At 57.2% G+C, this 24,732-nt stretch carries 26 protein-coding genes and 1 tRNA gene; 13 read left to right on the top strand and 14 right to left on the bottom strand.

Going from position 1 to position 24,732, the window contains the following annotated elements:
• Positions 1-221 precede the first annotated feature (221 nt).
• Positions 222-602, top strand: a complete 381-nt coding sequence (locus ACR0B8_RS02030) for a hypothetical protein (RefSeq protein ID WP_170347760.1) — start codon at positions 222-224, stop codon at positions 600-602.
• Positions 599-1,816 (top strand): HlyD family secretion protein, encoded by a 1,218-nt coding sequence (locus ACR0B8_RS02025; protein ID WP_226688659.1) that lies wholly within the window; start codon positions 599-601, stop codon positions 1,814-1,816. The genes ACR0B8_RS02030 and ACR0B8_RS02025 overlap by 4 nt, the downstream gene beginning before the upstream one ends.
• 393 nt (positions 1,817-2,209) lie before the next feature.
• Here ACR0B8_RS02025 and ACR0B8_RS02020 read toward each other — a convergent pair whose 3' ends face one another.
• The 3 genes from ACR0B8_RS02020 to ACR0B8_RS02010 all read right to left on the bottom strand — a co-directional run bounded on the left by ACR0B8_RS02020 (position 2,210) and on the right by ACR0B8_RS02010 (position 5,282).
• Positions 2,210-3,949: an adenylate/guanylate cyclase domain-containing protein gene (locus ACR0B8_RS02020; protein WP_264187097.1), complete on the bottom strand. Its 1,740-nt coding sequence runs from the start codon at positions 3,947-3,949 to the stop codon at positions 2,210-2,212.
• A 184-nt stretch (positions 3,950-4,133) separates the two neighbouring features.
• Positions 4,134-4,820, bottom strand: coding sequence for an IS6 family transposase (locus tag ACR0B8_RS02015; protein WP_226688812.1), 687 nt, complete (start codon positions 4,818-4,820; stop codon positions 4,134-4,136).
• 372 nt (positions 4,821-5,192) lie between these two features.
• Positions 5,193-5,282, bottom strand: a tRNA-Ser gene (locus tag ACR0B8_RS02010).
• A 202-nt stretch (positions 5,283-5,484) separates the two neighbouring features.
• Between ACR0B8_RS02010 and ACR0B8_RS02005 the strand changes: the two genes are divergently transcribed.
• The 8 genes from ACR0B8_RS02005 (at position 5,485) to ACR0B8_RS01970 (ending at position 13,124) form a co-directional block, all read left to right on the top strand.
• Positions 5,485-6,852 carry an SPOR domain-containing protein gene (locus ACR0B8_RS02005; protein WP_319003454.1) on the top strand — a complete coding sequence of 456 codons (1,368 nt, stop codon included), beginning with the start codon at positions 5,485-5,487 and terminating at the stop codon, positions 6,850-6,852.
• Between the two features lie 17 nt (positions 6,853-6,869).
• Complete coding sequence (locus ACR0B8_RS02000; RefSeq protein WP_226688661.1) at positions 6,870-8,036, top strand: D-alanyl-D-alanine carboxypeptidase family protein; 1,167 nt, start codon at positions 6,870-6,872, stop codon at positions 8,034-8,036.
• Positions 8,033-8,656 carry a dTMP kinase gene (gene tmk / locus ACR0B8_RS01995; RefSeq protein WP_226688662.1) on the top strand — a complete coding sequence of 208 codons (624 nt, stop codon included), beginning with the start codon at positions 8,033-8,035 and terminating at the stop codon, positions 8,654-8,656. The genes ACR0B8_RS02000 and tmk overlap by 4 nt, the downstream gene beginning before the upstream one ends.
• Before the next feature lie 10 nt (positions 8,657-8,666).
• The gene (locus ACR0B8_RS01990) at positions 8,667-9,788 is read left to right on the top strand and encodes a DNA polymerase III subunit delta' (protein WP_170395789.1); all 1,122 of its coding nucleotides are present in this window, start codon (positions 8,667-8,669) and stop codon (positions 9,786-9,788) included.
• A complete protein-coding gene (locus ACR0B8_RS01985; RefSeq protein WP_170348188.1) occupies positions 9,785-10,591 on the top strand; it encodes a TatD family hydrolase in 807 nt (268 codons plus the stop codon). Before ACR0B8_RS01990 ends, ACR0B8_RS01985 begins: the two co-directional genes overlap by 4 nt.
• Complete coding sequence (locus ACR0B8_RS01980) at positions 10,588-11,385, top strand: MBL fold metallo-hydrolase (protein ID WP_170348187.1); 798 nt, start codon at positions 10,588-10,590, stop codon at positions 11,383-11,385. The genes ACR0B8_RS01985 and ACR0B8_RS01980 overlap by 4 nt, the downstream gene beginning before the upstream one ends.
• Positions 11,386-11,427: 42 nt before the next feature.
• The gene (locus tag ACR0B8_RS01975; protein WP_170360126.1) at positions 11,428-12,360 is read left to right on the top strand and encodes an AEC family transporter; all 933 of its coding nucleotides are present in this window, start codon (positions 11,428-11,430) and stop codon (positions 12,358-12,360) included.
• Positions 12,361-12,431: 71 nt separating this feature from the next.
• Complete coding sequence (locus tag ACR0B8_RS01970) at positions 12,432-13,124, top strand: CbiX/SirB N-terminal domain-containing protein (protein ID WP_170360128.1); 693 nt, start codon at positions 12,432-12,434, stop codon at positions 13,122-13,124.
• Positions 13,125-13,157: 33 nt separating this feature from the next.
• Here ACR0B8_RS01970 and ACR0B8_RS01965 read toward each other — a convergent pair whose 3' ends face one another.
• The 5 genes from ACR0B8_RS01965 to ACR0B8_RS01945 form a co-directional block, all read right to left on the bottom strand.
• Positions 13,158-14,180, bottom strand: coding sequence for a GGDEF domain-containing protein (locus ACR0B8_RS01965; protein WP_170360130.1), 1,023 nt, complete (start codon positions 14,178-14,180; stop codon positions 13,158-13,160).
• Positions 14,177-14,764 (bottom strand): heme NO-binding domain-containing protein, encoded by a 588-nt coding sequence (locus ACR0B8_RS01960; RefSeq protein ID WP_170360132.1) that lies wholly within the window; start codon positions 14,762-14,764, stop codon positions 14,177-14,179. Before ACR0B8_RS01960 ends, ACR0B8_RS01965 begins: the two co-directional genes overlap by 4 nt.
• Positions 14,765-14,885: 121 nt before the next feature.
• Positions 14,886-16,445, bottom strand: coding sequence for a trimethylamine methyltransferase family protein (locus ACR0B8_RS01955; protein ID WP_170348182.1), 1,560 nt, complete (start codon positions 16,443-16,445; stop codon positions 14,886-14,888).
• 120 nt (positions 16,446-16,565) lie between these two features.
• Positions 16,566-17,258: an HAD family hydrolase gene (locus tag ACR0B8_RS01950; protein WP_170360134.1), complete on the bottom strand. Its 693-nt coding sequence runs from the start codon at positions 17,256-17,258 to the stop codon at positions 16,566-16,568.
• Positions 17,259-17,282: 24 nt separating this feature from the next.
• On the bottom strand, positions 17,283-17,567 hold the full coding sequence (locus ACR0B8_RS01945) for a DUF3572 domain-containing protein (RefSeq protein ID WP_170360136.1): 285 nt from the start codon (positions 17,565-17,567) through the stop codon (positions 17,283-17,285).
• Between the two features lie 87 nt (positions 17,568-17,654).
• Between ACR0B8_RS01945 and ACR0B8_RS01940 the strand changes: the two genes are divergently transcribed.
• Positions 17,655-19,055 (top strand): diguanylate cyclase, encoded by a 1,401-nt coding sequence (locus ACR0B8_RS01940; protein WP_226688663.1) that lies wholly within the window; start codon positions 17,655-17,657, stop codon positions 19,053-19,055.
• A gap of 5 nt (positions 19,056-19,060) precedes the next feature.
• On the opposite strand, the gene ACR0B8_RS01935 is transcribed toward ACR0B8_RS01940, so the two are convergent.
• Genes ACR0B8_RS01935 through ACR0B8_RS01920 form a run of 4 tightly spaced genes read right to left on the bottom strand, consistent with a single transcriptional unit; the run spans position 19,061 to position 20,959 of the window.
• Entirely contained in the window at positions 19,061-19,534 is a 474-nt protein-coding gene (locus tag ACR0B8_RS01935; protein ID WP_226688664.1) for a periplasmic heavy metal sensor, read from the bottom strand.
• Complete coding sequence (locus ACR0B8_RS01930; protein WP_226688665.1) at positions 19,531-19,899, bottom strand: hypothetical protein; 369 nt, start codon at positions 19,897-19,899, stop codon at positions 19,531-19,533. The genes ACR0B8_RS01935 and ACR0B8_RS01930 overlap by 4 nt, the downstream gene beginning before the upstream one ends.
• Positions 19,874-20,485: an RNA polymerase sigma factor gene (locus ACR0B8_RS01925; protein ID WP_170360142.1), complete on the bottom strand. Its 612-nt coding sequence runs from the start codon at positions 20,483-20,485 to the stop codon at positions 19,874-19,876. Before ACR0B8_RS01925 ends, ACR0B8_RS01930 begins: the two co-directional genes overlap by 26 nt.
• 6 nt (positions 20,486-20,491) lie before the next feature.
• Positions 20,492-20,959, bottom strand: coding sequence for an EF-hand domain-containing protein (locus ACR0B8_RS01920; RefSeq protein ID WP_170348176.1), 468 nt, complete (start codon positions 20,957-20,959; stop codon positions 20,492-20,494).
• A 199-nt stretch (positions 20,960-21,158) separates the two neighbouring features.
• Here ACR0B8_RS01920 and ACR0B8_RS01915 point away from each other — a divergent pair, with 199 nt between their 5' ends.
• Together ACR0B8_RS01915 and ACR0B8_RS01910 are read left to right on the top strand one after the other, a co-directional pair.
• Positions 21,159-21,557 carry a DUF983 domain-containing protein gene (locus ACR0B8_RS01915; RefSeq protein WP_170360144.1) on the top strand — a complete coding sequence of 133 codons (399 nt, stop codon included), beginning with the start codon at positions 21,159-21,161 and terminating at the stop codon, positions 21,555-21,557.
• A gap of 25 nt (positions 21,558-21,582) precedes the next feature.
• On the top strand, positions 21,583-22,284 hold the full coding sequence (locus ACR0B8_RS01910; protein ID WP_170360146.1) for an NUDIX hydrolase: 702 nt from the start codon (positions 21,583-21,585) through the stop codon (positions 22,282-22,284).
• A gap of 3 nt (positions 22,285-22,287) precedes the next feature.
• On the opposite strand, the gene ACR0B8_RS01905 is transcribed toward ACR0B8_RS01910, so the two are convergent.
• Together ACR0B8_RS01905 and ACR0B8_RS01900 are read right to left on the bottom strand one after the other, a co-directional pair.
• Positions 22,288-23,955, bottom strand: coding sequence for a ribonuclease J (locus tag ACR0B8_RS01905; RefSeq protein ID WP_170348172.1), 1,668 nt, complete (start codon positions 23,953-23,955; stop codon positions 22,288-22,290).
• Entirely contained in the window at positions 23,952-24,731 is a 780-nt protein-coding gene (locus ACR0B8_RS01900; protein WP_170360150.1) for a type III pantothenate kinase, read from the bottom strand. The genes ACR0B8_RS01905 and ACR0B8_RS01900 overlap by 4 nt, the downstream gene beginning before the upstream one ends.
• Position 24,732: the final 1 nt, after the last annotated feature.

Raw genomic sequence — 24,732 nt, 5'->3', positions numbered from 1 at the left:
AATCCAAAACTCCGCCAAGCAAGAGTGGTCCGGGGGGAACATCCACGGTCTGCGCAGTTCGCCACTTGGCGAGAAAACACCGAACGGACGTCGTTGGGATCCACCCTACGCCCCGCAGGAACAGCCCACAGAACCCGCACAACAACCAACCGAGAATTGACGTTCTCCAAACACTGAAAATCTACATGCGCAGCGTGGCTGCGTAACAAAAGGACTGAAACATGAAACCACCCGCGTTCCTGATGGCGCCCTTAGTTGGCGTCATTTCAACTCCGGCCTTTGCCGCTGGCGGCGATCCCAGATGGTGGGTCGCGCCCAACCAAACCGACACCTATGCATGGGTAGGCTTGGTCGTTCTCGCCCTTGCGATCCTGCTGGTCGTACATCTGTACGCGCGCTTTGAACGTTACACCGAACACAAGTCAATCGGCACTCCGCTGCGCACAACTATTCCGACAATGCTCACTGTCGCCTTGGCGTATGAGCTGATGCCTGCCCTGAGCCACTTCAGCAGTCTACTGCCGGGTGCCTTAATCCTGACCGCAATCGCTCGCGACTTCATGTTGTGGTGGCGTCCATCGAAAGAGGAGTTGGCAAAATGATTGAGCTTCTAGTAACCTCTTTTCCGTTTGTCCTGCGCGTGATTTACCTGAAATGGCGCGGGCTACCGGTCACCCTCTACAATGTTCACCGAGCGCTCTTCATGTGGTTCGTTCTCGCCCTGATCGTGTTCTTTGCTGTATTCTACTACTATCCCAAGTCCTACACCGGCCTCGTGCCATTCAGAACTGTTCCGGTCGTCGCCGAGAACGGCGGAACCGTTACGGACATCTATGTAAAGGGCGGCGATCGTGTCGAACCGGGCGATCCGCTGTTTGCAGTCGAGAATGCGTCGGAACAAGCCGCTGTAGATTTTGCGATGCGCAAAGTTGAAGAGATTGAAAGCGCGAAACTGGCCGCTGAGTTGCAGGTCCAGACCGCGCAGGCCGTGGTGGATGCCGCAGTTACCGCTAGAGAACAGGCTGAGCTGGTGCTGATGGATCACGAGGCACTTCAAGCAAAGGGCTCTGCGGCATTTCAAGTGAGCCAGCTGGAGCGCGCTCAAGCAACTTTGAGCACTCGGGAAGCTGAGGTTGAGGCTGCTGAAACGCAACTTGGTGTAGCGCAAGTTCAGGCGACGGCTGTTCTGCCCGCCCAACTTGCATCGGCGCGTGCATCGTTACAGCAGGCTCAGGTGGAACTCTCAAAGACCCTGACGCGCAGCTCTGTCGATGGTGTAGTTGAACAAGTTACCCTGAATGTTGGTTCACGCGCAGCGCAAGCCGCAATGAGCCCCGCCATGCTGATTGTACCCGACCGAAAAGATGTAGAGAAAGGACGCGTCGTAGCCGGCTTCTCACAGGTTTCTCGCACCGAACTGTACGAAGGTATGGCCGCAGAGGTGGCATGCGAAAGCAACTTCAACATCTCGATGCGCAACACCGTTCTTCCTGCAAGGATCGTACGTATTCAGGAGCAGATTTCTTCGGGTCAGCTCGCGCCTAGCGGTCGCCTGATTGAGCCGAGTGAAAAGGCAAAACGGGGTCAGATCGTTGTGCATCTCGATCTGGTGCACCCAGAACACCGCGAACTTTTGGTGCCAGGTAGTGGTTGCATCGTCCAATCCTACACCACCAAATTTGAAGGTGACATGGAAGGAACACTTGTTGCCCATGGGATCCAGGCTATGGGTATCATCAAGGCAGTCGGTCTGCGGGTTAAAGCTTGGTTCGGTCTGACTTCAGGTATCGGCTTGATCGGTGGTGGACACGTCTGATTTTCCAAAGACCCTCCTATTCAGCAAATGCGGCTCCCGATAAACGTTGGGAGTCGTTTCTTCTGTTTTGTGAACAGATCACATGCCAAAAAAATGTGAGTTCTGTTTCGGCTTTCTGATACCCGGCGAACGGTAGGTAGGTCCGCTCAGGTAATCTTTTGCAGGAAAATGACGACCACATACAGTAGACCGGAATGTCAGTTTTGACCGCGTAGCCGCCGTCGGTTGATCGCGCAGCAGCAGTCACTATGGGCTCGAAGCGGCCATTCGCTGCTAGTTGCTCGTACGACTGCTTTGCGGACAAAGTGGTCGTTAGACTCCGGCGATCCAAGACCTTTTCTTACACAGAGAAGACGCGTTAATCCTCAATTTTTAAGTTAGCAAATTGTGTACTCAACCAGCGAGGCGAAGTGAGGTTGTCGCCATAGCGCTCCTCAATTCGGCTTTCAATCTTTTAGATATCTCGCGATCTTTGAAGTATTCAGTTTGAATGAATGTAGAAGGTCTAAAGTCCGGATCGTGAAGCAACAAATCGCGAACTGCTCGTTCAAGCTTGCAGTCATTATTCAAGTGAGTTGCGGCCGCAGTCCGATAAGCTGCCGCCCGCCGAGTGAGCCTCGCAAATTCATCCACGGTGTTAAAACAAGCCTCAAAATCATGCATGACATAGTAGGCAATTGCCTCTAGTTCGCGGCAATATTCGGGCAAAAAGGGATCAAGCATCTTTGCACGTTTTTGGTACTCAAGAGCAGTCTTTCCATCTCCGAGAAAGTTATGGAGTTCACCGGTTCGTCCGACAATGAACGCGTGATTGGGGTTTAACTCCAGAGCGCGATTGAAGTGGAACTTAGCCCGTTCAAAGTCACGAACATAGAGCGCCAAGGAACCGGCAATTCGATGGCTTTCAGCGTCCGTTTCATCCAGCTCGACAGCTAGGTTCCCTGCTTCGACCAACTCATCCCATACATCTTCACCGGTCCATTCTGCTACTGTAGCGACAGCGCATGCCCTCCACGCATGAACTCGACCATATCCTGGATCTCGTTTCAGCGCTTCGTCAAACCAATGAACTGCTTCCTGTGCATTCTCCTTTGTGACTCCACCAATCCGGTGATAGTACAAACCGCGGATTAAACATTCATAGGCTTCCAGGTCACCCGGACGTTTGCGCTGTGCCGTGGCTTCCATTTGCCGTTCGATCTGGCCAGCCACACTAGCGACGATTTTGGCAACAAGGTCATCTTGGAAATCGAAAAGATCCTCCAGATTGCAATCCGCCCGCTCTGCCCAAAGCTGTTCGCCTGACACTGCATCCGTCAGATAGGCGTTGATCCGTATGCGATTTCCCAGCTTGCGAACCCCGCCCTCAAGACAGAAACGCACGCCGAGTTTCTGTCCAAGTTCACGAGCGTCCGCCGCAACCCCTTTTAACCCAAAACTAGTATTCCTGGAGATCGTGAGAATGTCAGGGAACCGGGACAACTCTGTAATGATGTCTTCCGTCAGGCCATCGGAAAAATACTCCTGCTCGGGATCATTGCTCATGTTCTTGAAGGGAAGCACAACAATTGAGTTGGTGGACTTTTGAAGTTCCGCCACGTAGGGAAGGCTACTGTCCTCGATAAGGGCGGTTCCGCAACTGTGCGTGCCAAGCTCGCCTGCAACAGCGTAGACCGTAATTGGTTCGGAAATATTTTTAAGCTTTCGGGTGCCCTTGTTCTCAAATTTGAGCTGGGCCGACCGCTTGGCGTGATCGAACACAGCATTACTTACGAGGACCATACCCGGCTCGGCTTCAGACTCAATACGACTTGCTACATTTACCCCATCGCCAAGCAAATCGTCGCCATCTACTACGACATCGGCAAGATGGACCCCAACCCTGATTTCTAGTCCAATCTCTCGCTTGGTTACTGGTGCAGCGAGTTGAAGTTGTAAGTTGTAAGCACAGCGAACAGCCGCCACCGGGCTAGAAAACTCCAAAAGAAAGCCATCACCCGCGCGGTTGAAGACCCGCCCATTGTGCGTGGACGCAACAGTTCCGATTAACTCGTTTAACAGGGTAACACGATTTATCGTGTCGACTTCATCTTCACGCATTCGAGTGGAATAACCGACAACATCAGCGGCCAAGATCGTAGACAATCTCCTATTCATATTGAAGGTTCCTATTGCGCATAAATTTTAAGCCCTAATGCACGATTGCCCCATAGTAAGCCATTTGACTTCAAGAGTCTGCAAGGAGTGCTGTCAGACGAATTCTAACCAGTCTCAGTTTGCCGCGGAAACCGCAAACCTATCCGGAACAAAGTTGACGTCACTCGCTAAGAGCGGCGGCGCGGGTCAGCTTGAAGGTATCTCGGCTTGCGAGCGATCCTTCTTGGTTGAAGTGGTTGTAGACAGAGGAGTGGACCGAGACGAATTTCTGTAGACTTCGCATGCGCCTGAACCGTTGCATGGCGCGTTCGCGTCGTCGGAAAGGAAGGTGTGAATTCTCGACGCGGTTATTGAGCCACCTTCCCGTCTGCTGTTTTTCGGCAGCGCCGAGCTCTCTGAGAGCGGCCCGACACGATGCGAAGCGATCCGTGACGACGTTTTCCGCTTTACCGTGCCGCTTCATCAATTTCTTGAGGAATTTCAATGCCGCCTGCTTGTTTCGGCGTTTGGTAACGACGGCTTCCAGCACTTCGCCCTCATGATCAACGGCCCGCCAAAGATAATGCCGCTTACCATTTACCTTCACGAAAACCTCGTCAACGTGCCACTGCCATTTGGAGAACGAGCGCAGCTGCTGAACACGATTCCGCCTTATCTCAGCAGCAAACATCGGGCCAAACCTGTTCCACCAATACCGGACAGTTTCGTGGCTCACGTCGATCCCGCGTTCGTGCAGCAGATCTTCGACATTCCTAAGCGAGAGCGGGAAACGGATGTACAGCATCACCGCCAAGCGGATAATCTCGGGATTGGTTTTGAAGTATTTGAAAGAGGCGGGTCTGGTGATGGGCAAAAGCTACGCAACACCCCTACCCTGCTCAAGCAAAGTTCTTCTGACAAGACCCCCTGTTCTTGCGAGAAAATTCCCTGTTCCACTTTTTAGGGAATTTTCATCATAAGCTATTGGAAAATATAGAATTGTGACATCTGAAATCTCGGGTTCCAGACTTGTTTTGCAGAAATTCCCTGTAAATTGCCGGGTATCAGGGAAATCTGGCTCAAAGCGACCCCGCCAAAATGCGACACTGAGACTGGCGCCTGAGTTGTCCTCTGAATGTACAGTCTGCTCCGTCTCTGATTGAAAGCGCATGCGCCAACGCGCGGGAATTGCGGCACAATTCCGGGCCAGAAAACAAAACTGAAGTGAGACAGGTATGAGTGGCGGGGAGACAGGGATTCGAACCCTGGGGACGCTCTCACGCCCAACGGTTTTCAAGACCGCCGCATTCGACCACTCTGCCACCTCCCCGCGTGGGGCTGGGTCTAAGGCCAACTGAAATCGGTGGCAAGAGCAAATAGGGAATTCTCGCCTAAGCATGTGCAGTGGTCTTTCCATGACACCTCACCCACGTTATGCTTTGCAGGAAAGACCGTAACAGACCGGCAAGACAGAACCGGCAATTGGCGGCGGGGTTCAGGAAACGAGACCCCTTCAGGCAAGGGATGACAAAATGAAGCGAGCGACTGAGACACGCGTAAAACCGCGATCGTGGGCGGTGCTGGCCGTGACATTGGCAATTCTGGCGGGGTGTGACGAGACACTGTCGACCGAGGAAGCATTGTCGGACGCACCAAGTGACGGCACCCAGACCAGCGGTACCGTCGAACTGTTTCCCGGTCATTCAGACAAATCAGGCGCAACGGTCGAAGCGCCAGAGGCCTTCAATGTGACCGAGGCCGCGCTGTGGGATGGGCGTCCGTCCTTGGGCGGTATCTGGGTTGCCCACCCGGATGTGACCCAACCCGAACGCGTTGTCATCAAGAATCCGAAAAACAACAAATCTGTGAATGGCGCCTTGTTCCGGCGGGAAAGAAACCTGCCCGGCCCGGCTTTACAACTGTCCTCTGCGGCCGCTGGCAAGCTGGGTATCCTTGCGGGTGCGCCGACCAAGGTTCAGGTTACTGCCCTGCGGCGCAAACCCGTAGAAAAAGAAGAACCCAAGCCCGAAGAAACCGCGACAACCGAGAATAAATCGGTCACCGATGAAGCAATATCAAAAGACGCAGCCATAGAAACGGCTACGGCAGATGCCGAAAAGCCCACAAAGCGGAAATGGTGGCAAAAGAAGGAAACGGTTGCCGCAGCAGGAGCAGCCGGAGCCGCTGCAGCGGCAACAGGCGACGCCGCAGCTGAAGCAACCGCCGATGCCTCGGAAGACGTGGTTGAAACCGCAGCTCAGGCAACAGCGTCACCTACTCAATCTGACCCCGAAGTCACCTCGCCCGAGGAAAAGCCAGCCAAACGGAAGTGGTGGCAAAAGAAGGAACCGGTTGCCGCAGCAGGCGCAGCCGGAGCTACCGCGGCGGCAACAAGCGACACCGCAGCTGAGGCAACCGCTGATGCGGTGGGAGAAGTGGTAGAAACCGCAACTCAGCCCACCGCGGCCCCCTCTCTGTCTGACCCCGAAGTCACCCCACCCAAGGACAAACCGGCCAAACGGAAGTGGTGGCAAAAGAAAGATCCTAACGAGATCACTGAAACGCCGCTTGACCCCGTTGCAGGTGCTGCAGCCGCGATTGAAGCGGCCGACCCCACCCCGGTAAGCGCGCCTGCTCTGGCGGCTCAGGATCCAGCACCACGATCTCTGACCAAGCCGTTTGTTCAGGTTGGAACCTTCAATGTCGAAGCCAATGCCAAGAGCGCGGCGCAAAAAATTGAGCGGAACGGGATGACTGCCAATGTTCGCGAGCTGAAGACCGACGACAAAACGGTCTGGCGCGTGCTGGTTGGCCCCGCAAAAACCCGCTCGGAACGCAACGCATTGCAAAGCGACGTCAGAGACCTTGGGTTTTCCGACGCGTTCTCTGTCAAGAATTGAAACAAAGGAGGCCCCTCGTGCTGTCCTCACTGCGATCATCCGTTTTGACCCTTGGGCTGGCTGTGTTTGCCCTGCCCGCCCAAGCCTTTGATACAACAGCCCGCGCGGCATATGTGGTAGATCAGACCACAGGTACGGTTCTACTGTCCAAAGAGGCCGACCTGCCCCTACCGCCTGCCTCTATGTCCAAGCTTATGACGCTTTACGTGGCGTTCGAGGCACTGCGCGATGGCCGCCTGACATTGGATGAAACACTGCCGGTTTCAGAACACGCCATGAGCTATGGCGGCTCAACCATGTTCCTGAACACGCAGGACCGCGTCCGGGTCGAGGACCTGTTGCGCGGCATTATCGTACTGTCGGGCAACGACGCTTGCGTGGTGATCGCCGAGGCGCTCAGCCCTGACGGAACCGAGGCTGGGTTTGCCCGATACATGACGCAACGTGCGCAGCAAATGGGCATGAACAATTCCAACTTTGCCAACTCGAACGGCTGGCCCGCTGCCGGTCATATGATGTCCACCCATGACCTGGCTGTGTTGGCAAGTCATCTGATTTCGGATTTCCCGGAATACTACCCCCTGTTCGCCGAGGAAGAGTTTGAATTCGATGGCCGCGCGCCGTCGAACAAACGCAACCGCAACCCGCTGCTCAAGCTGGGGATCGGTGCCGACGGTCTGAAGACCGGCCACACGCAAGAGGCCGGGTATGGCCTTGTCGGGTCGGCCAAACAGGGTGACCGTCGGGTGATTTTTGTACTCTCAGGTCTCGACAGCACCGGCAAACGAGCAGAGGAGGCTGAGGCCGTGGTTAACTGGTCGTTTCGAAATTTTGTCGAGAGGACAGTTGCCAACGCGGACACGCCAATAGCCGAGGCCAAGATCTGGATGGGCGCGCAAAAGACCGTGGGTCTGGTCCCGGAAGAGGACCTGTCGCTGCTGTTCCCAGTTCTGGGTGACAAGAATATCGAGGCCGAGGTTGTCTATGACGGGCCGGTCAACGCGCCAATTGAAAAGGGCCAACAACTGGCTGAGCTGGTTATCAAACCGGAAGGATTGCCGGAAATCCGCCGCCCATTGGTGGCGTCTGAAAGCGTCCCGGCCGGAGGCTTCGTGGTGCGTATGATGACCGTGGGCGGTATCTTTCTGACCGAAGTGATCGGCAATCCACTGGATGCATTGTGACAAATCCTGGGTTGTTTCTGACCTTCGAAGGCATTGACGGATCAGGCAAATCTTCGCAGGCGCGCATGCTTGCCGAGCGTTTGCGCGACCTTGGTCATGAGGTCGTGCTGACGCGCGAACCCGGTGGCTCGGTCGGGGCCGAAGAAATCCGCCGCCTGGTTTTGGAAGGCGACCCCGACCGCTGGTCGGCCGAAACGGAATTGCTGTTGTTCACTGCCGCGCGGCGGGATCATTTGGAGCGTACCATTGAACCTGCCTTGGCCGCGGGCAAAGTGGTCATCTGTGACCGTTTTGCCGATAGCACTCGCATGTATCAGGGCCTGTCTCGCGGCGATTTGCGCGGGGTGGTTGATCAATTGCACAGCTTGGTGATCGGGCGCGAACCCGATCTGACACTGCTGATCGACATGGACCCACAAACCGGTCTGGCCCGCGCCAAGGGGCGACAGGGCAAAGAAGAACGGTTCGAAGATTTCGGCATCGATCTGCAGCAAAAGATGCGCGCCGGATTTCTGGCGCTGGCCGATGAGTTTCCGGACCGCTTCCGCGTGATTGACGGCAACCGCGACATGGACAGCGTTGCACAGGATGTGACAGATATCGTTCTGCAAGCTTTGTGACTGACGATATATGAGCGACGATACCCCAACCCCGGATCAGGCCCCTGGTGCTCCGCACCCGCGCGAAACCCAGCAACTGTTTGGGCAAGCCGCGGCTGAACAGGCATTTCTGAGCGCCTACACCTCGGACCGGCTGCACCACGGCTGGCTTTTGACTGGCCCGCGCGGGGTGGGCAAGGCAACCCTGGCCTGGCGGATTGCACGGTTTTTGCTGGCAACGCCGCCGGTGGAAGAGGATGGGCTGTTCGGTGCCCCTCCGCCACCTGAAACCCTTGCGATTGATCCCGAACATCCGGTCGCACACCGCATACTGGCCGGGGCCGAGCCGGGGCTGGCCGCCATCACCCGATCCGTGAATGATCAGGGGCGGTTGCGGAACGAAATCGTCGTTGATGATATTCGCAAGCTGGGGAAATTCTTCGGTCTGTCCTCGGCCGATGGCGGGCGGCGTGTCGTAATCGTCGATTCAGCGGATGAGATGAATGTCAGTGCGGCTAATGCCCTGCTTAAAATGCTCGAAGAGCCACCTGCGCGCACGACATTACTGTTGGTTTCGCACCAGCCGTCACGCCTGTTGCCAACGATCCGATCCCGTTGTCGAACCCTGCGCCTTTCTCCACTTGGGCCTGAGGATATGCAAGCCGCCCTCGTGCAAACGGGTGCGGACCTGCCCGCGCAGACCGACCATTTGGCAGCGCTGGCCGCCGGGTCGGTCGGCGATGCGGTGCGGTTGATCAATCTGGGTGGGTTAGAGATCTATGCTGAACTGATCGCCATTCTCGGCACTCTGCCCCGCATGGATCGCCAGCGCGCGTTGGCTTTGGCCGAAGCCGCTGCCCAACGCGGCGCGGCAGAGCGGTTCGAACTGCTGCTGACCCTGATCGACGTCGTCCTGTCGCGCCTTGCGCTGACCGGTGCAACCGGTGCGCCGCCACTACCCGCGGCTGCGCCGAATGAGGCGGAAACGCTGTCACGTTTGTCCCCATCTCCGCATCAGGCCCGTCAATGGGCCGAGGTTGCGGCGACAATCACGGCCCGCGCGCGCCATGGTCAGGCGGTGAACCTTGACCCTGCCGCTCTGGTCCTAGATACGGTGTTCAAGATACAGGAAACCGCCGGTCAGAGCAGATGAGCGACACCCCCCAGATCACCGACAGCCATTGCCATCTGGACTTCCCCGATTTTGAGGGGCAGCTGGACCAGATCATCGCCAATGCCGCCGAGGCAGGCGTGACCCGCATGGTCACGATCTGCACCCGCTTGCGCAACGAACCCACCATTCGTGCCATTGCCGAGGCACACGCGCCGATCTTCTATGCCGCAGGCACCCATCCCATGAGCGCCGCGGATGAGCCGATGGCCACGGTCGACGAACTGATCGCGCTGTCCCGGCACCCGAAATTTGTCGGCATCGGCGAAACCGGTCTGGATTACCACTACACCGCTGACTCAGCCTCGGTGCAAAAGCAATCGCTGCGCGTTCATATCGAGGCCGCCCAGCACACCGGTCTACCGCTGATTATCCACGCCCGCGCAGCTGATGATGACATGGCGCGCATTCTGGCCGAGGAACACCGCAATGCGCCCTATTCCTGCGTAATGCACTGTTTCTCATCCTCGGCGGAACTGGCCCGCGCCGCGCTGGATCTGGGTTTCTACCTGTCCATGTCCGGCATCGCCGCCTTCCCAAAAAGCCAGGAATTGCGCGATATCTTCGCCGCCGCGCCGGTCGACCGCGTTCTGGTGGAAACTGACGCCCCCTATCTGGCCCCGCCGCCTTATCGCGGTAAACGTAACGAACCGGCCTATACCGCCCACACCGCCCATAAAGGGGCCGAAGTGTTCGGGTTGGACTATGCCGATTTCGCTGCCCAGACGCAGGCCAATTTCGACCGTCTGTTCACCAAGGCCGCAACCTACAAGGCGGCTGCATGACCCAACTGCGCTGCACCATCCTTGGCTGCGGCTCGTCCGGCGGCGTACCGCGACTGGGCGGGCATTGGGGGGATTGCGATCCGCAGAACCCCAAGAATATTCGCCGCCGCTGTTCGATGCTGGTTGAACGTGACGGGCCGGATGGCACGACCACAGTGCTGATCGACACCACCCCCGACATGCGCAGCCAATTGCTGAGTACTGGAACAGGGCGTTTGGATGGCGTGGTTTATACTCATTCCCATGCCGATCACGTCCACGGCATCGATGACCTGCGCATGATCGTCTATAACATGCGCGAGAGAGTATCGGTCTGGGCCGACGGTGATACGCAGAACGCCCTGCTGGGGCGGTTTGGGTATGCCTTCATCCAACCCGAAGGCTCTCCCTATCCGCCGATCCTTGACTTGAAATCCATCGACGGCCCGTTCGAAATCGACGGCCCCGGCGGTTCGATCCCGTTTCACCCCTTCAAGGTCAATCATGGCTCGATCGATTCTTTGGGTTTTCGGATGGGTAAGCTGGTGTATCTGCCGGACGTCGCCGAACTTTATGACGACGCTTGGCCTATGATGGAAGGGCTGGACTGTCTGGTCATTGACGCCCTGCGCCGCAGCCCTCATCCCACACACGCCCATCTGGATAAAACGTTGGAATGGATCGAGCAGCTGAAACCCAAACGAGCGGTTCTAACCAACATGCATATCGACCTCGACTATGTCACGGTTGACGCCGAAACCGCCGATCACATCACCCCTGCCTATGACGGTATGGTGATCCATCAGGATTTATAGGGCACTGCCGTTGCAGCCCGCGAAACACTCTGGGGCGGTTGGATGCTGCAAACTCTGATCGAAGTTATCCTGCCGGTATTTCTTGTGATCGGTGCCGGATACACCGCGACCCGTCTGGGGTATTTCAAAGAAGCCCATGTCGAAGGGTTGATGAAATTCACTCAGGGCTTCGCGATTCCCTGCCTGCTGTTTCTGGCCATCGCACATCTGGATCTGAGCGCCAGTTTCGATCCCCGGCTGCTGGGCAGCTTTTATGCCGCCGCAGCCCTGTGTTTCACCGCCGGGTTGTTCGGCGCCCGCCTGATCTTTCACCGCGAGTGGGAAGATTGCGTCGCCATCGGCTTTTGCTGTTTGTTCTCGAACTCGGTTCTGCTGGGCCTTCCGATCACGGAACGCGCCTTTGGGTCCGAGAATTTGGACGGGAACTACGCCATCATCGCCTTCCATGCGCCATTTTGCTATGCCATCGGCATCACGGTGATGGAAGTTGTCCGAAACCGGGGGAATGGCGGCACGCGCATGATCCGGTCGGTGATGTCGGCAATGTTCCGCAATGCGCTGATCCTCGGTATCGCACTGGGATTTATCGTTAACCTTTCAGGAGTTGGCGTACCTTCAGTTTTGGACGAAGCGCTTGGCCTTATTACTCGTGCCGCCCTGCCCGGCGCCCTGTTTGCGCTGGGCGGAGTTCTGGTCAAATACAAGCCCGAGGGCGATCTGCGCGCGATTGCCTATGTCTGCTGCATTTCATTAATCCTGCACCCCGCCCTGGTTTGGCTGTTTGGGACCTCTGCTGGTCTGCCTCAGGATTTGTTCCGCTCGGGCGTTCTCACAGCGGCGATGGCGCCCGGCTTCAACGCTTATATATTTGCCAACATGTACGGACACGCAAAACGGGTGGCAGCCTCATCCGTTTTGATTGGAACGGCGACCTCGATTCTGACGGTCTGGTTCTGGCTGACACTTTTAGGTTGATGGCACCTTAGTTTGGATTGACTCTGGCGCGGCGGGACGCACCTATCGGTAAAGCTAACAGGACAATTCGAATGCACCACGCCCTTATCGTCGCCCATGGCCAACCGTCGGACCCGACCCCGGCCGAACAGGTCTTAGCCGAGTATGCCGCCGAGGTCGACGTACTGTGCGCAAAGGTGACTGTGCGGTCGGCAACGCTGGCGGCACCGGGTATATTCGAAGAGCGCGTTTCAAAGCTGACAGATGACGCAGTGATTTACCCGCTGTTCATGGCAAAAGGGTGGTTTGTCACCAGCGCCCTACCCAAACGCCTTGCCGGGCGAAATCTACGCATTCTGGACCCGCTTGGTGTCGACCCTGACCTACCAGAACTTGTGGCCGGGGCGCTGCGCGACAGGTTGGTGGAAAACCAGTGGACGGCGCAGGAAACGGATCTCGTTGTGGCGGCTCATGGCTCAGGTCGCAGTCGCAACCCGTCTGCCGTTGCCCTTGCTTTCGCCAGCACGTTAGAAAAATATCTGGCATTCAGGTCCATTCGTGTGGGTTTTGTCGAAGAACCCCCTTCCATCTCCGAGGCCGCGTCAGGTTTGTCGGAGCAAGCTATTTGCCTGCCCTATTTTGCCTGCACCGGCGGTCACGTTCTTGAGGACCTGCCGCAAGAGTTGGCTGAAGCCACGTTCAAAGGACAACTCATGCCAGTTGTCGGAGAGCTGCCACCGATCAAGCGCCATATTGCAAACACTCTGAGCCGTGTGTTCGATTAGGCTTGATCGCATCTAAGCCGGGTCCGCGCGATTTTAATCCAAACGAACCCCGGATGCCGGGTCGCCTTGCCGACGCCCCACCAGTGTCGAGTATAAGCAATGCCGAGATCTGCCTTTCCTCTTCGCCTCATACAGCGCCAAATCAGCCGCGTTCAGAATTTCCGCAGATTTGGGGGGCGAAAACTGCGTGGACAACGCGGTCCCGATACTGGCTGATATCCGACAGGGGTTTTTCTCGAACACCATTGGTTTTTGCAGCCGGTCAATAAGACGTGACGCAATTGCTGAGAGGACAGATTCATCCATCAAACCCTTAAAGATAATAACGAACTCATCCCCGCCAATGCGAGCCACTGTGTCATCGTTGCGGGTTTCCTCTACCATGATCCGTGCGGCCTGCTGCAACACGTGATCCCCCGCTGCGTGCCCATATTGATCATTGACCGACTTGAAGAAATCCAAATCCAGATGCATCAGGGCGAAAGGCGAATTCCCGGATGTCAGATGGCCCAGAACCACGTCCATGGCCCGACGGTTCTTTAACCCGGTCAGCATATCGGTAAAGGCTTGTTCTTCGGCGGCCAACATCGCCCCTTGCAGCCGCAGGTTAAGCGACCGCGAAGCCTCCATCGCGGCCGATTTAGCCTCGACCAGGTACAGCAGTTCGATCGCAAGGTCGGTGCCAGAAAAGTCCGCACTGGTCAGCGCATAATCACGTACAGCATCCAAAATTGAAATGCCGAAGGACAGGTTAATTACTGCGCCTTTTCCGTTGGGCAGTGGGGCAATCAATCCCTTCAACGCCGTTCGTGGCGTATCATGGAGTTTCAGGTGCAGTTTTGCGCCAGCCAACGACATCAGCGCCGAAAGGGTTGTGACAGCGCGCGGGCGTATCAACTCGAATACGTCCAGAAATTCTTTCCCCTCTATCGGTTGATCCGGGCGAAGTTTCTGCAACGTCGGCCCTACGCGTATTATCCGCCCAGTTTCGCTCACCAGAACGAACATTGGACATAGTGTTTCCAGCAAAGAACCCAGATCGCCAGTATCCATCATGATTTGCGCGCCCCAAGATCGAAATGACGCCCTTCGGCAAAAGCGCTTTCCACAAGTACGACTGAGATGACTTCGGCCTCGCCCTCTTGCCCGTCATGGGACAACATGGCCAAGGCACCGTAATCGTCGGCCATGGCGCGCAAAACCCCGACCATAACGCTGGAATATCCGGCCAATCCGGGATGACAATACAATTGATATTCTGTTGGGCTCACCTCAATAAACTCCAACATTGGCAGGCAAAGGTCGGAAACTGCCAAACGGACACGGTCGGACAAGTCATCCAGGGAATGCAGGAACTCTACATAAGTGACGCCGCCAAAGCGCAGCAGACGGCGCAGATCCTCCATATTCGGGTGAGACACCAGATATGTTCCCAAATCCTCGAGTATTTCGGCACGTGGGCGCTTTAGTTCGCCGCACAGTGTGTCCAAAACCCGGGCAGTCATGTCGTCATCGTAGACGAGCATGGCCTCGAACTCGGTAAATCCCAGCTCAGCCATCTCGGTCACGTGCAACCAGCACGTCTGCCCGTAGGTAGCGCATACGAAGGATTGTACCGCCCGATTGATCAGACCATGCATAAAATGCCCCAGATTGGTTACTTCTCCAATCTGGCTCGTGATTCCTTAACAAACCCCCAAGATAGGACGTTGGATTCCAACAATCTGAAGAAATATCACAGTGGAAGTCTTTGACAGGGAACTAGAAATCCGTCGGCGCCCCACCTTCGGCTTTGCGACGGGCGACAAAGTCGGCAAGCTCATCCCGGATCGCATCATCCAGCGCCGGTGGTTCAAAGCTGGTGATGATCTCTTTGAACATGTGATGGGCCCGCTCCGCCGTCCAAATGCCACCCGCAACATTCCAGCCCTCGAAGTTCTTCCAATCACTCAGGAAGGGTTGATAGAACGCGGTGGTGTAGCGGTCCTGCGTGTGCTGAATACCAAAGAAATGGCCGTCATTGCCCACCGACCGGATCGCATCCAACGCGATTTCATCTGGACCGGTCGCGGTAATTTCAGGCTGCATATAGCGCTGAATTTGCTGCAATATTTCACAGTCCATGATGAATTTCTCGGGGCTGGCGATCAACCCTCCCTCAAGCCAACCTGCTGCGTGGTATACCATATTGGTACCCGACTGAACGGACGCCCACAGAGAGTTCGAGGTCTCCCAAACCGATTGGCCATCGGGCACGTTTGCGGCACACACCCCCGACGACCGCATCGGCAGGTTGTAGAACCGTGCCATTTGCCCAGTCATCTGGGTGGAACGCATGTATTCCGGTGTACCAAAGGCAGGTGCGCCTGACTTCATATCCACATTGGATGTGAACGTCCCGATTACGCAGGGAATCCCTGGGCGCACGTATTGGAACAGAGCGATTGCGCACAAGGCTTCGGCCAGCGATTGCGCTACAGCCCCCGCCATCGTTACCGGAGCCATTGCACCAGCCAACGTGAACGGCGTCACAACAATCGCCTGCCCCCGCCGCGCCAAACGCAAGCAACCGTCAATCATCGGGTGGTCGTGTTTCAGCGGTGAGGTCGAGTTGATGTTGGAATACATCCGAGGCGTTGCCTCGAATTCCTCGTGGCTCAGCCCGCCAGCGATGCGGACCATCTCCATCACATCTTCGACCCGTTCCTTCCCGAGGCAATAGGCATGCATCGCCTTGTCGGTCAGGGTCAGCTTGTCATAAAGCACATCCAGGTGCCGGACACTGGCATGTATATCGACGGGTTCAACCGGATACCCGCCCGCAAAGTGAATGCAATTGAAATATTGCGTCAGTTTCAACAGGTTGCGGCACATATCTCGATTGCCGGGAACCTTGGTACCGATCTCCATATCCCAGTAATTCGGCGGCGATGATACGTTGCCGAACACCATGTTCTTTCCGCCGATCTCAATCGTGCGGTCCGTATTTCGCGGAGTAATCGTAAAGCTTGAAGGGGCTTTGCCCACCATCTCCATGACAAAGTCCCGGCCCATGCGAACATTGTCGCCCTCGACCGTACACCCTGCCTCGCGCAGAATGCCTTTGGCTTCTTCGTTGTAGAACTCGATCCCGATCTCTTCGAGGATGCGCATGGCCCCTTCATGGATCGCCTCGATCCCGTCCTGATCCAACGGTTCAGTCGGGCGGTCGATGTTGATTGGCGGGCTCCACGGCATCTGGTCGATTACCGCAGTACCTCTGCGTTCAGCGGCCCCGGCACGTCCACCACCACGACGCCTACGAGTTTTTGTGTCTGCCATCTGATCCTCCGGAGCTTGCTCTATCACAAGCAAGCCCCGAAGGTCGGGGGCTGGCCGCTCTGTCTGCGACAGACTTTGTCGGTTTTTTATCCCGAAGCGACGAAATCGGCTGGAGCGTGATCAGTTTTTCGCCAGCCAGTCGGGAATGTGCCCGATATCCGGCAACACGACATCCGCCATGGGCGCCAGTGCTTCGGCCGGGGCCATGCCCGTGAGAACGGCAATTGTCGTCATCCCGGCAGCGCGACCAGCTTGCAGGTCGTGCAGACTGTCGCCCACCATGGCCACCTGTTCAGGTGCCACGCCTACATGGGTCGCAAAGGCAAGCAACTGCCCGGGCCCTGGTTTGTACCCGTGGCCGCTGTCATAGCCCGCGACAAAGTCAAAATGATCGCGAATCCCGACCGATGAGAGATGCTGTTTCGCTGGCATCTCACCGTCATTTGTGGCCACGCCCAGCTTTAGCCCAGCCTGTTTCAAACCTTCCAGAAAGGGGGCCAATGGCACGGCCTGCGCCTGCGGAGCCGACGCCGATTCGGTGTTCAGGACATCGACCAGATCTTCCTGCGTCATGTCGGGAAGATGCGGAACCAAGGATTCGGCGATTTCATCAACCGTACCGGCGATGACGATGCTGTCCTCGGAATAGGTGGCCCTTTCCAGGTCAAAGCCGATAACACGCCCCAATTCTGAAGCGCGTGCAGGGTCTCCGTCGGCCAGGCGCAACACGACATTGCGCCCGAAAGCCCCCCAGGTGTTGGCAAAGTCAAACAAGGTGCCGTCCTTGTCGAACAGGATCGCGTCGATAGGCATTGCATGCTCCTGCAAAGTTGTGGGTCAGGTCCAGTGGACGTCAGCGCCACCGGACAAAACCGCGCGAGCCTGTCCAGGCAGGTCATAGGGCACGGAATTCGCGTCACAGAAGGCGATTACCCACGAGTCGTCAAGCATAAGAAACTCCAGCACCGACCCCAGAAACTCGGGCTCGCCTGCTCTTTCGCGCAGGTCCTGTGTCGATGCACCGGTTGAGCCAAGGAAAATTGGCAGCAATTCTTCATTGCCCACCAGCCAACCCAGAACATTGAGCGCCAGCGTTTCGGCAGATTGGGCGTTGATTGACATAAAGTAGCCCCGGATCAGGTCTTGGAAAGGGTTTGTTAACCAGACTCATAAACACTTTAGCAACGCATGCAATCAATGGTGACTGATATGTCCGTGCAGGGAACCATCCTTGTCCTCGACGGGGCCTCAACCAATCGCATCATGCTGAAGGTTCAGCTAACTGCGGCTTGGTATCACGTTGTTCAGGGTGAACGGCTTCGGGGTCTGCCCGGACTTTTACGGCGTGCCAGGCCCGACCTGGTACTGACCTCGCAAACCTTGCCGGACGGCACTGCCGCTGACGTAAAGAAGCTTGTCATGGCAGACCCGGATTTGACCGATGTGCCGGTGGTTGCGATCGCACAGCAAAACGACAAGGCCGCGCGGTTGAAGGCGCTGGCTGACGGGTTGGACGATGTTTTGGCCCACCCGTTCAAGGATACGTTCCTGCTTGCGCGGGTTCGCAGCCTGTTGCGCGCGCGCGCCGATACCCAAGAATTGCAGGTTGGAACCAGTTCGCACCCCATCGGATTTGCCGAACCCAGCGCTGCGCTGATCATGCCTGCGAAAACCGGTCGAGTCGCTATTCTGACACAATCGTCATGCACCAGCGCTTTGTGGAAAAAGGCCCTATTCAAGCAGACACCGCACAACCTATCCGCTCATACAACATCCAACCTTCGGGGTATTCTGTCGGGACCTGTCCCTGATGCCATCGTGTTCGAGGTCAGTGCAAACCCGTCGGACCTCAAACTGCTGGCCGATCTGAAATCACGAGGCACTACGCGGCATACGGTTCTGATTGGTGTTCTTGAGGAAGAGAATACCGAATTGGCATCCGAAGCGCTTGATCGGGGTGCCGACGCGATTTGCATGGGTAGTTTCTGCCCCGAAGAAACGCTGTTTCGCCTGGAAAACCAGATTGTGCGAAAGGCCCGGTTGGACCAGATGCGCGCGTCGCTCAGGCGCGGGTTGGAGGATTCCTGGGTCGATCCGTTAACCGGCCTGCACAATCGCCGATATGCGATGCACGCGATGGATCAGATCATGCACAAGGCTGCGCGGACCGAACAAGGTTTTGCGGTGATGCTGGCTGACCTGGATCACTTCAAGTGTATCAACGACACCTTCGGCCACACGGGCGGGGATCTGGTGCTGGCCGAGGCAGCGGCCCGGATGAAACAAACGATTGGCTCGGCCGGGTTCATCGCACGATTCGGTGGCGAAGAGTTCATGGTTGGCCTCGCCGAAACAACGCAGGCTAAAGCACTGAAACTAGCAAGAAGCTTGTGTGATTGCATCCGTGACAAACCTTTTGAGCTGCCAGACGCCCCTGCCCCAATACCGGTCACGATCAGCATCGGACTAATCGCAGCCCAACCAAACGGGTGGTCGCAATCTCATCAACTACCCCGGTTGGAGGGGCTGATCAAATCGGCCGACACCGCGCTTTATGCTGCCAAGTCGGCTGGGCGCAACCAGGTTCGGGTCCGGCAGAGCGCAGCCTGAACCGATCAATCCTTGTGCTTGCGCCCATGCGCCTTGCGCTCGACCACTTCCTGCAACCGGTCCGCGTAAGCCTGACGTTCCGCGTCAGTCATCGCGGTGATGCGGTCCAGCCATTTATCCTGTAATGCGCTTTGCAATTCGGCCATGGCTTGCGCCTGTTGCTGCAGCAGCGCCTGCACCGTCTTGGGATCGAACGGTTCCGCGCGCAAGGCTGCCTCAAGCGCGGCAAAGTCCTGCGACCGCATCTTCGCCCCTTTGGTATGCCGCTCAGACAACTCACCGCGCAGCGCTTTCCGTTCCTCTTTGGGCAGCGCCCGGTACAATGTTGGGGCAAATCCGGGCGGACCCTTGCCGTGATGCCCGCCTTTGACCCTGTAAACAGTGCCCAAAGCGACCCCGACAACCAAAAGGTTCAGCGCCAGCGATACGGTCAAAAGAACCGTTACCCACCGTCTTTTGGGTTTGGCATTACCGCTCATTCGGCGTCCTCCAGAAAAGTTGTGTCCAGGCCAAGGTCAGCGACCACAAAGCTGGTGTCCTGCGGAAAAACAATCGTTGCCGGGTCAGGTAAAAAGTCGGGCGCGGCAAATCCGATCCAAACCCCTGCGGCACTGGCCGCGACCAAACCACCCATGCTCTGCCAGCCTCCGATCCCGTCCAGCAGCCGCGCCCAGACAGAACGTGGTGGATCTGCAGGTTTCATCCGGTCAAGACGCACCGTTTCGGCGTCCGTCAGAATGCGAACCGCCAGATCATCGGGCAGTTCCGGCCGGGCTTGCCGTGCCTGAGCAAACAACTGGTCCAATTTCATGTCATCTTCAGCCATCTTCGTACCCCAGTTCATCTTGCCGTCCTGCCAGTATTGCCGCCAAGGCGCGCTTTCCACGCGCGGTCAAGCTTTCTACCGCTTCAGTCGAAATGCCCATGATCCCGGCGATTTCAGGGTTGGGCAGTTCTTCGATATGCCGCAAAATCACCGCTTGCCGTTGGCGGTCTGGCAATTGCGACAACGCTGATTGCAACGCATCCTTACGCGCCGCTTCTTGTAGCCGCTCGGTAGCGCTCAGGTCTTCATCCTCGGGCTCTGGCACATCGTCCAGACAGTCCGGCCTTTTCTTGCGCTGCACATCCACACACAGGTTCAGCGTAACGCGATAGAGCCAGGTGGACACTTTGGCCTGCCCCGGCACCCATTTTGGGGCCATCTGCCACAGCCGCATCATGGCGTCCTGCGTTACGTCTTCGGCCTCGGCGCGGTTGCCCAGCATTCGCATCGCGACTGAAAAACAACGCGGCCCCAACCGGTCAGTCAACTGACGGGCAGCCACCGCGTCGCCGCCCGCGAATTGCCGCAACAACGCATCGTCTGTCGTATCCGCGGCACATTCTGCGCCGCGGACATCCTGTAATGGAGAGGTCAGATCCTCCATCCTTCATCAGCTGTCGTCAGAGTCCGCCTTGCCGTGTTTCTTGTGCTTGCGACCCATCCGCTCTTTCGCATCGGCATATTCCTGTTCCGAGATCGTTCCGCTGTTATCCGCGTCGATACGGTCAAACATCTTGCCAGCGCGGCGCGGTTTGGGCAACTCGTCTTCACTCAGAAAGCCGTCCTGATTGGCGTCGTGTTTTTCGAACATCTTGGTCACGCGGTCATTGGCGCGTTTTTGGCCAGCGGCCTGCATTTCTTCGACGCTCAGTTTGCCGTCGCCGTCAGCGTCAGCGTTCGAGAATCGCTGCGTGCGGTGGGCCTCCAATTCTTCCTGCGTCAGTTGACCGTCACCATTGGCATCCAGTTCTTGAAAGCTTGCAGGTTCACGATCCTTTGGTCCGGCCGCCAATACGGACGTACCTGTGATTGCAATAGCCGAGATAAGGATGGCCGGAATGAATTTGGCGCTTTTCATGTCGTTTTCCCTCTGTTTGGCGGCCCCATCGCCGCTGCTCACATAAGTTCAAACGCAGGGCTGGATGCTTTCCGTCGCAAAAATCCAAAAAACTTTGCAGGCCTTTACCAACACCCCACGCCACAAAGCGACGCACCCCTCTTTTTTTCAGGGCAAAACAAGCGCATTATCCGGCTCAAACGAACGCGCGAGTTTTACAATGACAGATCAAACGATCGACACCACGACTGAGAATGACCGCCCCACTTGGCCTGCTTTGGTCAAAGGCTTCCGCTGCCGCTGCCCCAAATGCGGCGAGGGCAAGGTTCTGAAAGGCTATCTGAAGGTCAAGGACAGCTGCGACTCTTGTGGGCAAGAGCTGTTTCACCATCGGGCAGATGACGGTCCGGCGTACCTGACCATTCTGCTGGTCGGACACCTGATGGCACCGGCCCTTCACGTGTCTTATGTAGAGTTTCGCCCGGAACCGATGACCATGTTCCTGATCTTTGCCATCGGTTGTACGGCCCTGTCCTTGTTCCTGCTGCCTCGGCTGAAGGGGGCGGTTGTCGCGTACCAATGGGCTCGTCGCATGCACGGATTCGAAAAAGCGCAATGACCTCGCTCATCGGCTCGCACAGAACATGACAGTCGACAAATCAGCGATACGGGACGCGGCAACGGTCATCGTTCTGCGAGATCGTATGATCGAGCCGTCCATCCTGATGGGGCAACGCGGTGCAAAGGCCGTATTCATGCCCAATAAGTTCGTGTTTCCCGGCGGTGCCGTCGATGCAGAGGACAGCTCGGTCCCTTTGGCCACGCCCCTGCCCGCGTTGTGCAGCGACAGGCTAGACGAAAAGTCCGAACCGGGATTGCAAAACGCACTGGCCGCAGCCGCAATTCGTGAATTGTGGGAAGAAACAGGGCTGATCCTGGGGGATCCCGGCGGGTGGAGCGGCACAGTTCCGGACGATTGGCAGGGCTTTGCCGACTTGGGTTACCGCCCATCGGCCAGCGCGCTGCAATTTGTGTTCCGTGCTGTGACCCCTCCGGGGCGCCCACGCCGTTTCGACGCACGGTTCTTTCTGGTCGATGCCAACGCCGTTCAGGGGGATCTGGATGATTTCAGCCGCGCGTCGGATGAGCTGTCCCATTTGCAATGGGTCCCGCTGGACCGCGCGCGCGAACTGGACCTGCCCTTCATTACCGAGGTCGTTCTTGCGGAAATAGCGGCCCGGGCTACAAATCCCGAACCACCCGCCACCGTGCCGCTATACCTGCATACCGAAGAACAAAGCCTGTTCTTGCAGCTCAAGGGTTATCCCATGCCCGACGCGGACTAGGCGTCACCTCATCCGGCTGATAACCGTCGTCACCTCGGGCTTTTTACCGATTTCTGACTTGGCGGTCTGGCGCACGATGCGGCGCAAAGCTTCCTCCAGCTTGTCATCGTCGCGCAACGTCTTGGCATCGGCCCGCATCAGGAATTGGTTCAGGTCCTCTTCCAACACTTCAATCAGCGCCGCCCGCGACGTCCCGATTTCAGGCAAGCCCATCGTGTCGCACCACGGCTCACCCAGCGGCTCGTCCTCTTCGTCCAGAATGACCGTCACGGTCACGTGCCCGTTCAAAGCCATGCGAATACGGTCACGCACGATCCCGTCCAGAGCCCCGACCTTGACGGTGCCGTCCAGATAAGTGCGGCCGGTTTCAATATAATCCACCACCTGCGGCGCATTGCCTGTCAGGTCAACCATCGTTCCGTTGACGGCCAGAATGCCCGTACGCCCACCGGCCTCGGCCAGTTTAGTGTGTTCACGCAAATGCCGATGCTCGCCGTGCATCGGGATCACCATCTGTGGGTCGATCAGGGCGTGAACTCTTTCAAGATCCGGTCGGTTGGCATGACCGGACACGTGGTACAGACCTGAACTGTCATCCACCACATCCACACCCTTTTCGCTGAGCTGGTTCATGATGAAAATCACGCCGCGCTCATTTCCGGGGATGGTTTTGGATGAGAACAGGAACAGATCACCCTCTTTCAGCTCCAGCCCGCGGTATTTGCCCCGCGCCAGTTGGGCACTGGCGGCGCGGCGTTCGCCCTGGCTGCCGGTCACGATCAGCATCAGGTTCTGGCGCGGCATGTCCACGGCCTCTTCGGCACTGACAACCTTGGGAAAATCCGTGAGGATTCCAGTTTCAGTCGCGGCTTCGATCATCCGCCGCATGGCGCGGCCCAGCAACACAACCGAACGCCCGGCGCGCTGGCCCGCTTCGGCCAGTGTTTTCACCCGCGCCACGTTCGACGCAAAGGTGGTCGCAACAACCATGCCTTCGGCGCTTTCAACCAGCTTGGTGATCTCGGGGCCGACCTCGGATTCCGAACGACCTGCATGTCCAGAAAACACATTGGTGCTGTCACAGACCAGCGCCTTAACACCGGATTTCGCGACCTCAGCCCACAAATCGGGATCGAATGGCTCACCCACCACGGGGTTTTCATCCAGCTTGAAGTCACCAGTATGCACAATCCGCCCCTTGGGCGTGTCGATCACCAGCGCAGCACTTTCGGGGATCGAATGCGACACAGGCAGGAAGCCAATCGTGAAGGGGCCGACCGAGACCTGCTCGGGCCAGGCCGATACCGTGCGGACCGCGTCCTCGGGGTGGCCATGTTCCTCCATCTTGCGACGGGCAATGTTGGCGGTGAAGGCGCGTGCATAAACAGGTGCGCCCAGTGCCTCATAGCAATGGGCCACGGCGCCGACGTGGTCTTCGTGCGCGTGGGTGACGAATACGGCCTCAAGCCGGTCCGCCCTTTCGCGCAGCCACGAGATATCGGCATGGATCAAATCAACGCCCGGCGTCGTGTCCATATCCGGAAAGGTCACGCCAAGATCCACCAGGATCAGACGCTCTTTCCCAGGCTTTCCATAGCCATAGACATACGCATTCATGCCAATTTCGCCGGCACCACCCAGCGGCAAATAGATCAGTCGTTCACTGCTCATGTCGAGCCATTATCCTTGTTATAGCGATGGATCACGGTCAGCCCGTGCATCGTCAGATCTTCTTCGATCGCGTCAAACCCGACATCCGCCTGATCGAACAAAGGCGCAAGCCCACCGGTGCCGACCACTTTCATCGGCATGCCGTATTCTGCCTTGATCCGGGCAATCAGCCCCTCGATCAAGCCGGAATAGCCCCAATACACGCCGGACTGGATACATCCAACCGTATTCGTACCAATCACCTTTTCCGGGCGGGTAATGTCGATATGCGGCAAAGCAGCCGCGCCTTGGTGCAGTGCCTCAAGGCTGAGGTTCACACCCGGTGCAATGATGCCGCCAACATAGGCCCCGTCGTGGGCCACTACATCGAAATTCGTGGCCGTCCCGAAATCGACCACAACAACATCGCCGCCATGGCGGTCAAACGCGCCCACGGCATTGGCCAGCCGGTCCGGGCCGGGGATTGTTCCTTCGTCAATGCGCGGTGCCACGGGCAACAGGCATTCAGGCTTGCCCACAACCAGCGGCCGACACCCAAAGAAGCGATCAGCAAAAATACGCAGGTTAAAGACCACACGCGGCACGGTCGAGGCGATCACCACGTCAGTGATCTCCGCTTCGATCCCGTAATGTTTCACCAGCGTCGAATACCAAGTGAAATAGGCATCCGCCGTACGCGAATGATGGGTCGAGGTGCGCAGGGTACACAGGAACTTTTCGCCGTCCCAGATCGAGAAAACGGTATTGGTGTTGCCGCAGTCGATAGCCAGAAGCATC

This window comes from Ruegeria sp. BH6 (assembly GCF_056538105.1).
This window is presented reverse-complemented; position numbering and strand designations above follow the sequence as displayed.

What these genes read in the sequence shown, in the direction of transcription:
- ACR0B8_RS02030 (WP_170347760.1), top strand. Translation starts at nt 222, where the DNA reads ATGAAACCACCCGCGTTCCTGATGGCGCCCTTAGTTGGCGTCATTTCA.
- ACR0B8_RS02025 (WP_226688659.1), top strand. Translation starts at nt 599, where the DNA reads ATGATTGAGCTTCTAGTAACCTCTTTTCCGTTTGTCCTGCGCGTGATT.
- ACR0B8_RS02005 (WP_319003454.1), top strand. Translation starts at nt 5,485, where the DNA reads ATGAAGCGAGCGACTGAGACACGCGTAAAACCGCGATCGTGGGCGGTG.
- ACR0B8_RS01990 (WP_170395789.1), top strand. Translation starts at nt 8,667, where the DNA reads ATGAGCGACGATACCCCAACCCCGGATCAGGCCCCTGGTGCTCCGCAC.
- ACR0B8_RS01985 (WP_170348188.1), top strand. Translation starts at nt 9,785, where the DNA reads ATGAGCGACACCCCCCAGATCACCGACAGCCATTGCCATCTGGACTTC.
- ACR0B8_RS01980 (WP_170348187.1), top strand. Translation starts at nt 10,588, where the DNA reads ATGACCCAACTGCGCTGCACCATCCTTGGCTGCGGCTCGTCCGGCGGC.
- ACR0B8_RS01975 (WP_170360126.1), top strand. Translation starts at nt 11,428, where the DNA reads ATGCTGCAAACTCTGATCGAAGTTATCCTGCCGGTATTTCTTGTGATC.
- ACR0B8_RS01970 (WP_170360128.1), top strand. Translation starts at nt 12,432, where the DNA reads ATGCACCACGCCCTTATCGTCGCCCATGGCCAACCGTCGGACCCGACC.
- ACR0B8_RS01965 (WP_170360130.1), bottom strand. Translation starts at nt 14,180, where the DNA reads ATGATGGATACTGGCGATCTGGGTTCTTTGCTGGAAACACTATGTCCA.
- ACR0B8_RS01960 (WP_170360132.1), bottom strand. Translation starts at nt 14,764, where the DNA reads ATGCATGGTCTGATCAATCGGGCGGTACAATCCTTCGTATGCGCTACC.
- ACR0B8_RS01955 (WP_170348182.1), bottom strand. Translation starts at nt 16,445, where the DNA reads ATGGCAGACACAAAAACTCGTAGGCGTCGTGGTGGTGGACGTGCCGGG.
- ACR0B8_RS01950 (WP_170360134.1), bottom strand. Translation starts at nt 17,258, where the DNA reads ATGCCTATCGACGCGATCCTGTTCGACAAGGACGGCACCTTGTTTGAC.
- ACR0B8_RS01945 (WP_170360136.1), bottom strand. Translation starts at nt 17,567, where the DNA reads ATGTCAATCAACGCCCAATCTGCCGAAACGCTGGCGCTCAATGTTCTG.
- ACR0B8_RS01940 (WP_226688663.1), top strand. Translation starts at nt 17,655, where the DNA reads ATGTCCGTGCAGGGAACCATCCTTGTCCTCGACGGGGCCTCAACCAAT.
- ACR0B8_RS01935 (WP_226688664.1), bottom strand. Translation starts at nt 19,534, where the DNA reads ATGAGCGGTAATGCCAAACCCAAAAGACGGTGGGTAACGGTTCTTTTG.
- ACR0B8_RS01930 (WP_226688665.1), bottom strand. Translation starts at nt 19,899, where the DNA reads ATGAACTGGGGTACGAAGATGGCTGAAGATGACATGAAATTGGACCAG.
- ACR0B8_RS01925 (WP_170360142.1), bottom strand. Translation starts at nt 20,485, where the DNA reads ATGGAGGATCTGACCTCTCCATTACAGGATGTCCGCGGCGCAGAATGT.
- ACR0B8_RS01920 (WP_170348176.1), bottom strand. Translation starts at nt 20,959, where the DNA reads ATGAAAAGCGCCAAATTCATTCCGGCCATCCTTATCTCGGCTATTGCA.
- ACR0B8_RS01915 (WP_170360144.1), top strand. Translation starts at nt 21,159, where the DNA reads ATGACAGATCAAACGATCGACACCACGACTGAGAATGACCGCCCCACT.
- ACR0B8_RS01910 (WP_170360146.1), top strand. Translation starts at nt 21,583, where the DNA reads ATGACAGTCGACAAATCAGCGATACGGGACGCGGCAACGGTCATCGTT.
- ACR0B8_RS01905 (WP_170348172.1), bottom strand. Translation starts at nt 23,955, where the DNA reads ATGAGCAGTGAACGACTGATCTATTTGCCGCTGGGTGGTGCCGGCGAA.
- ACR0B8_RS01900 (WP_170360150.1), bottom strand. Translation starts at nt 24,731, where the DNA reads ATGCTTCTGGCTATCGACTGCGGCAACACCAATACCGTTTTCTCGATC.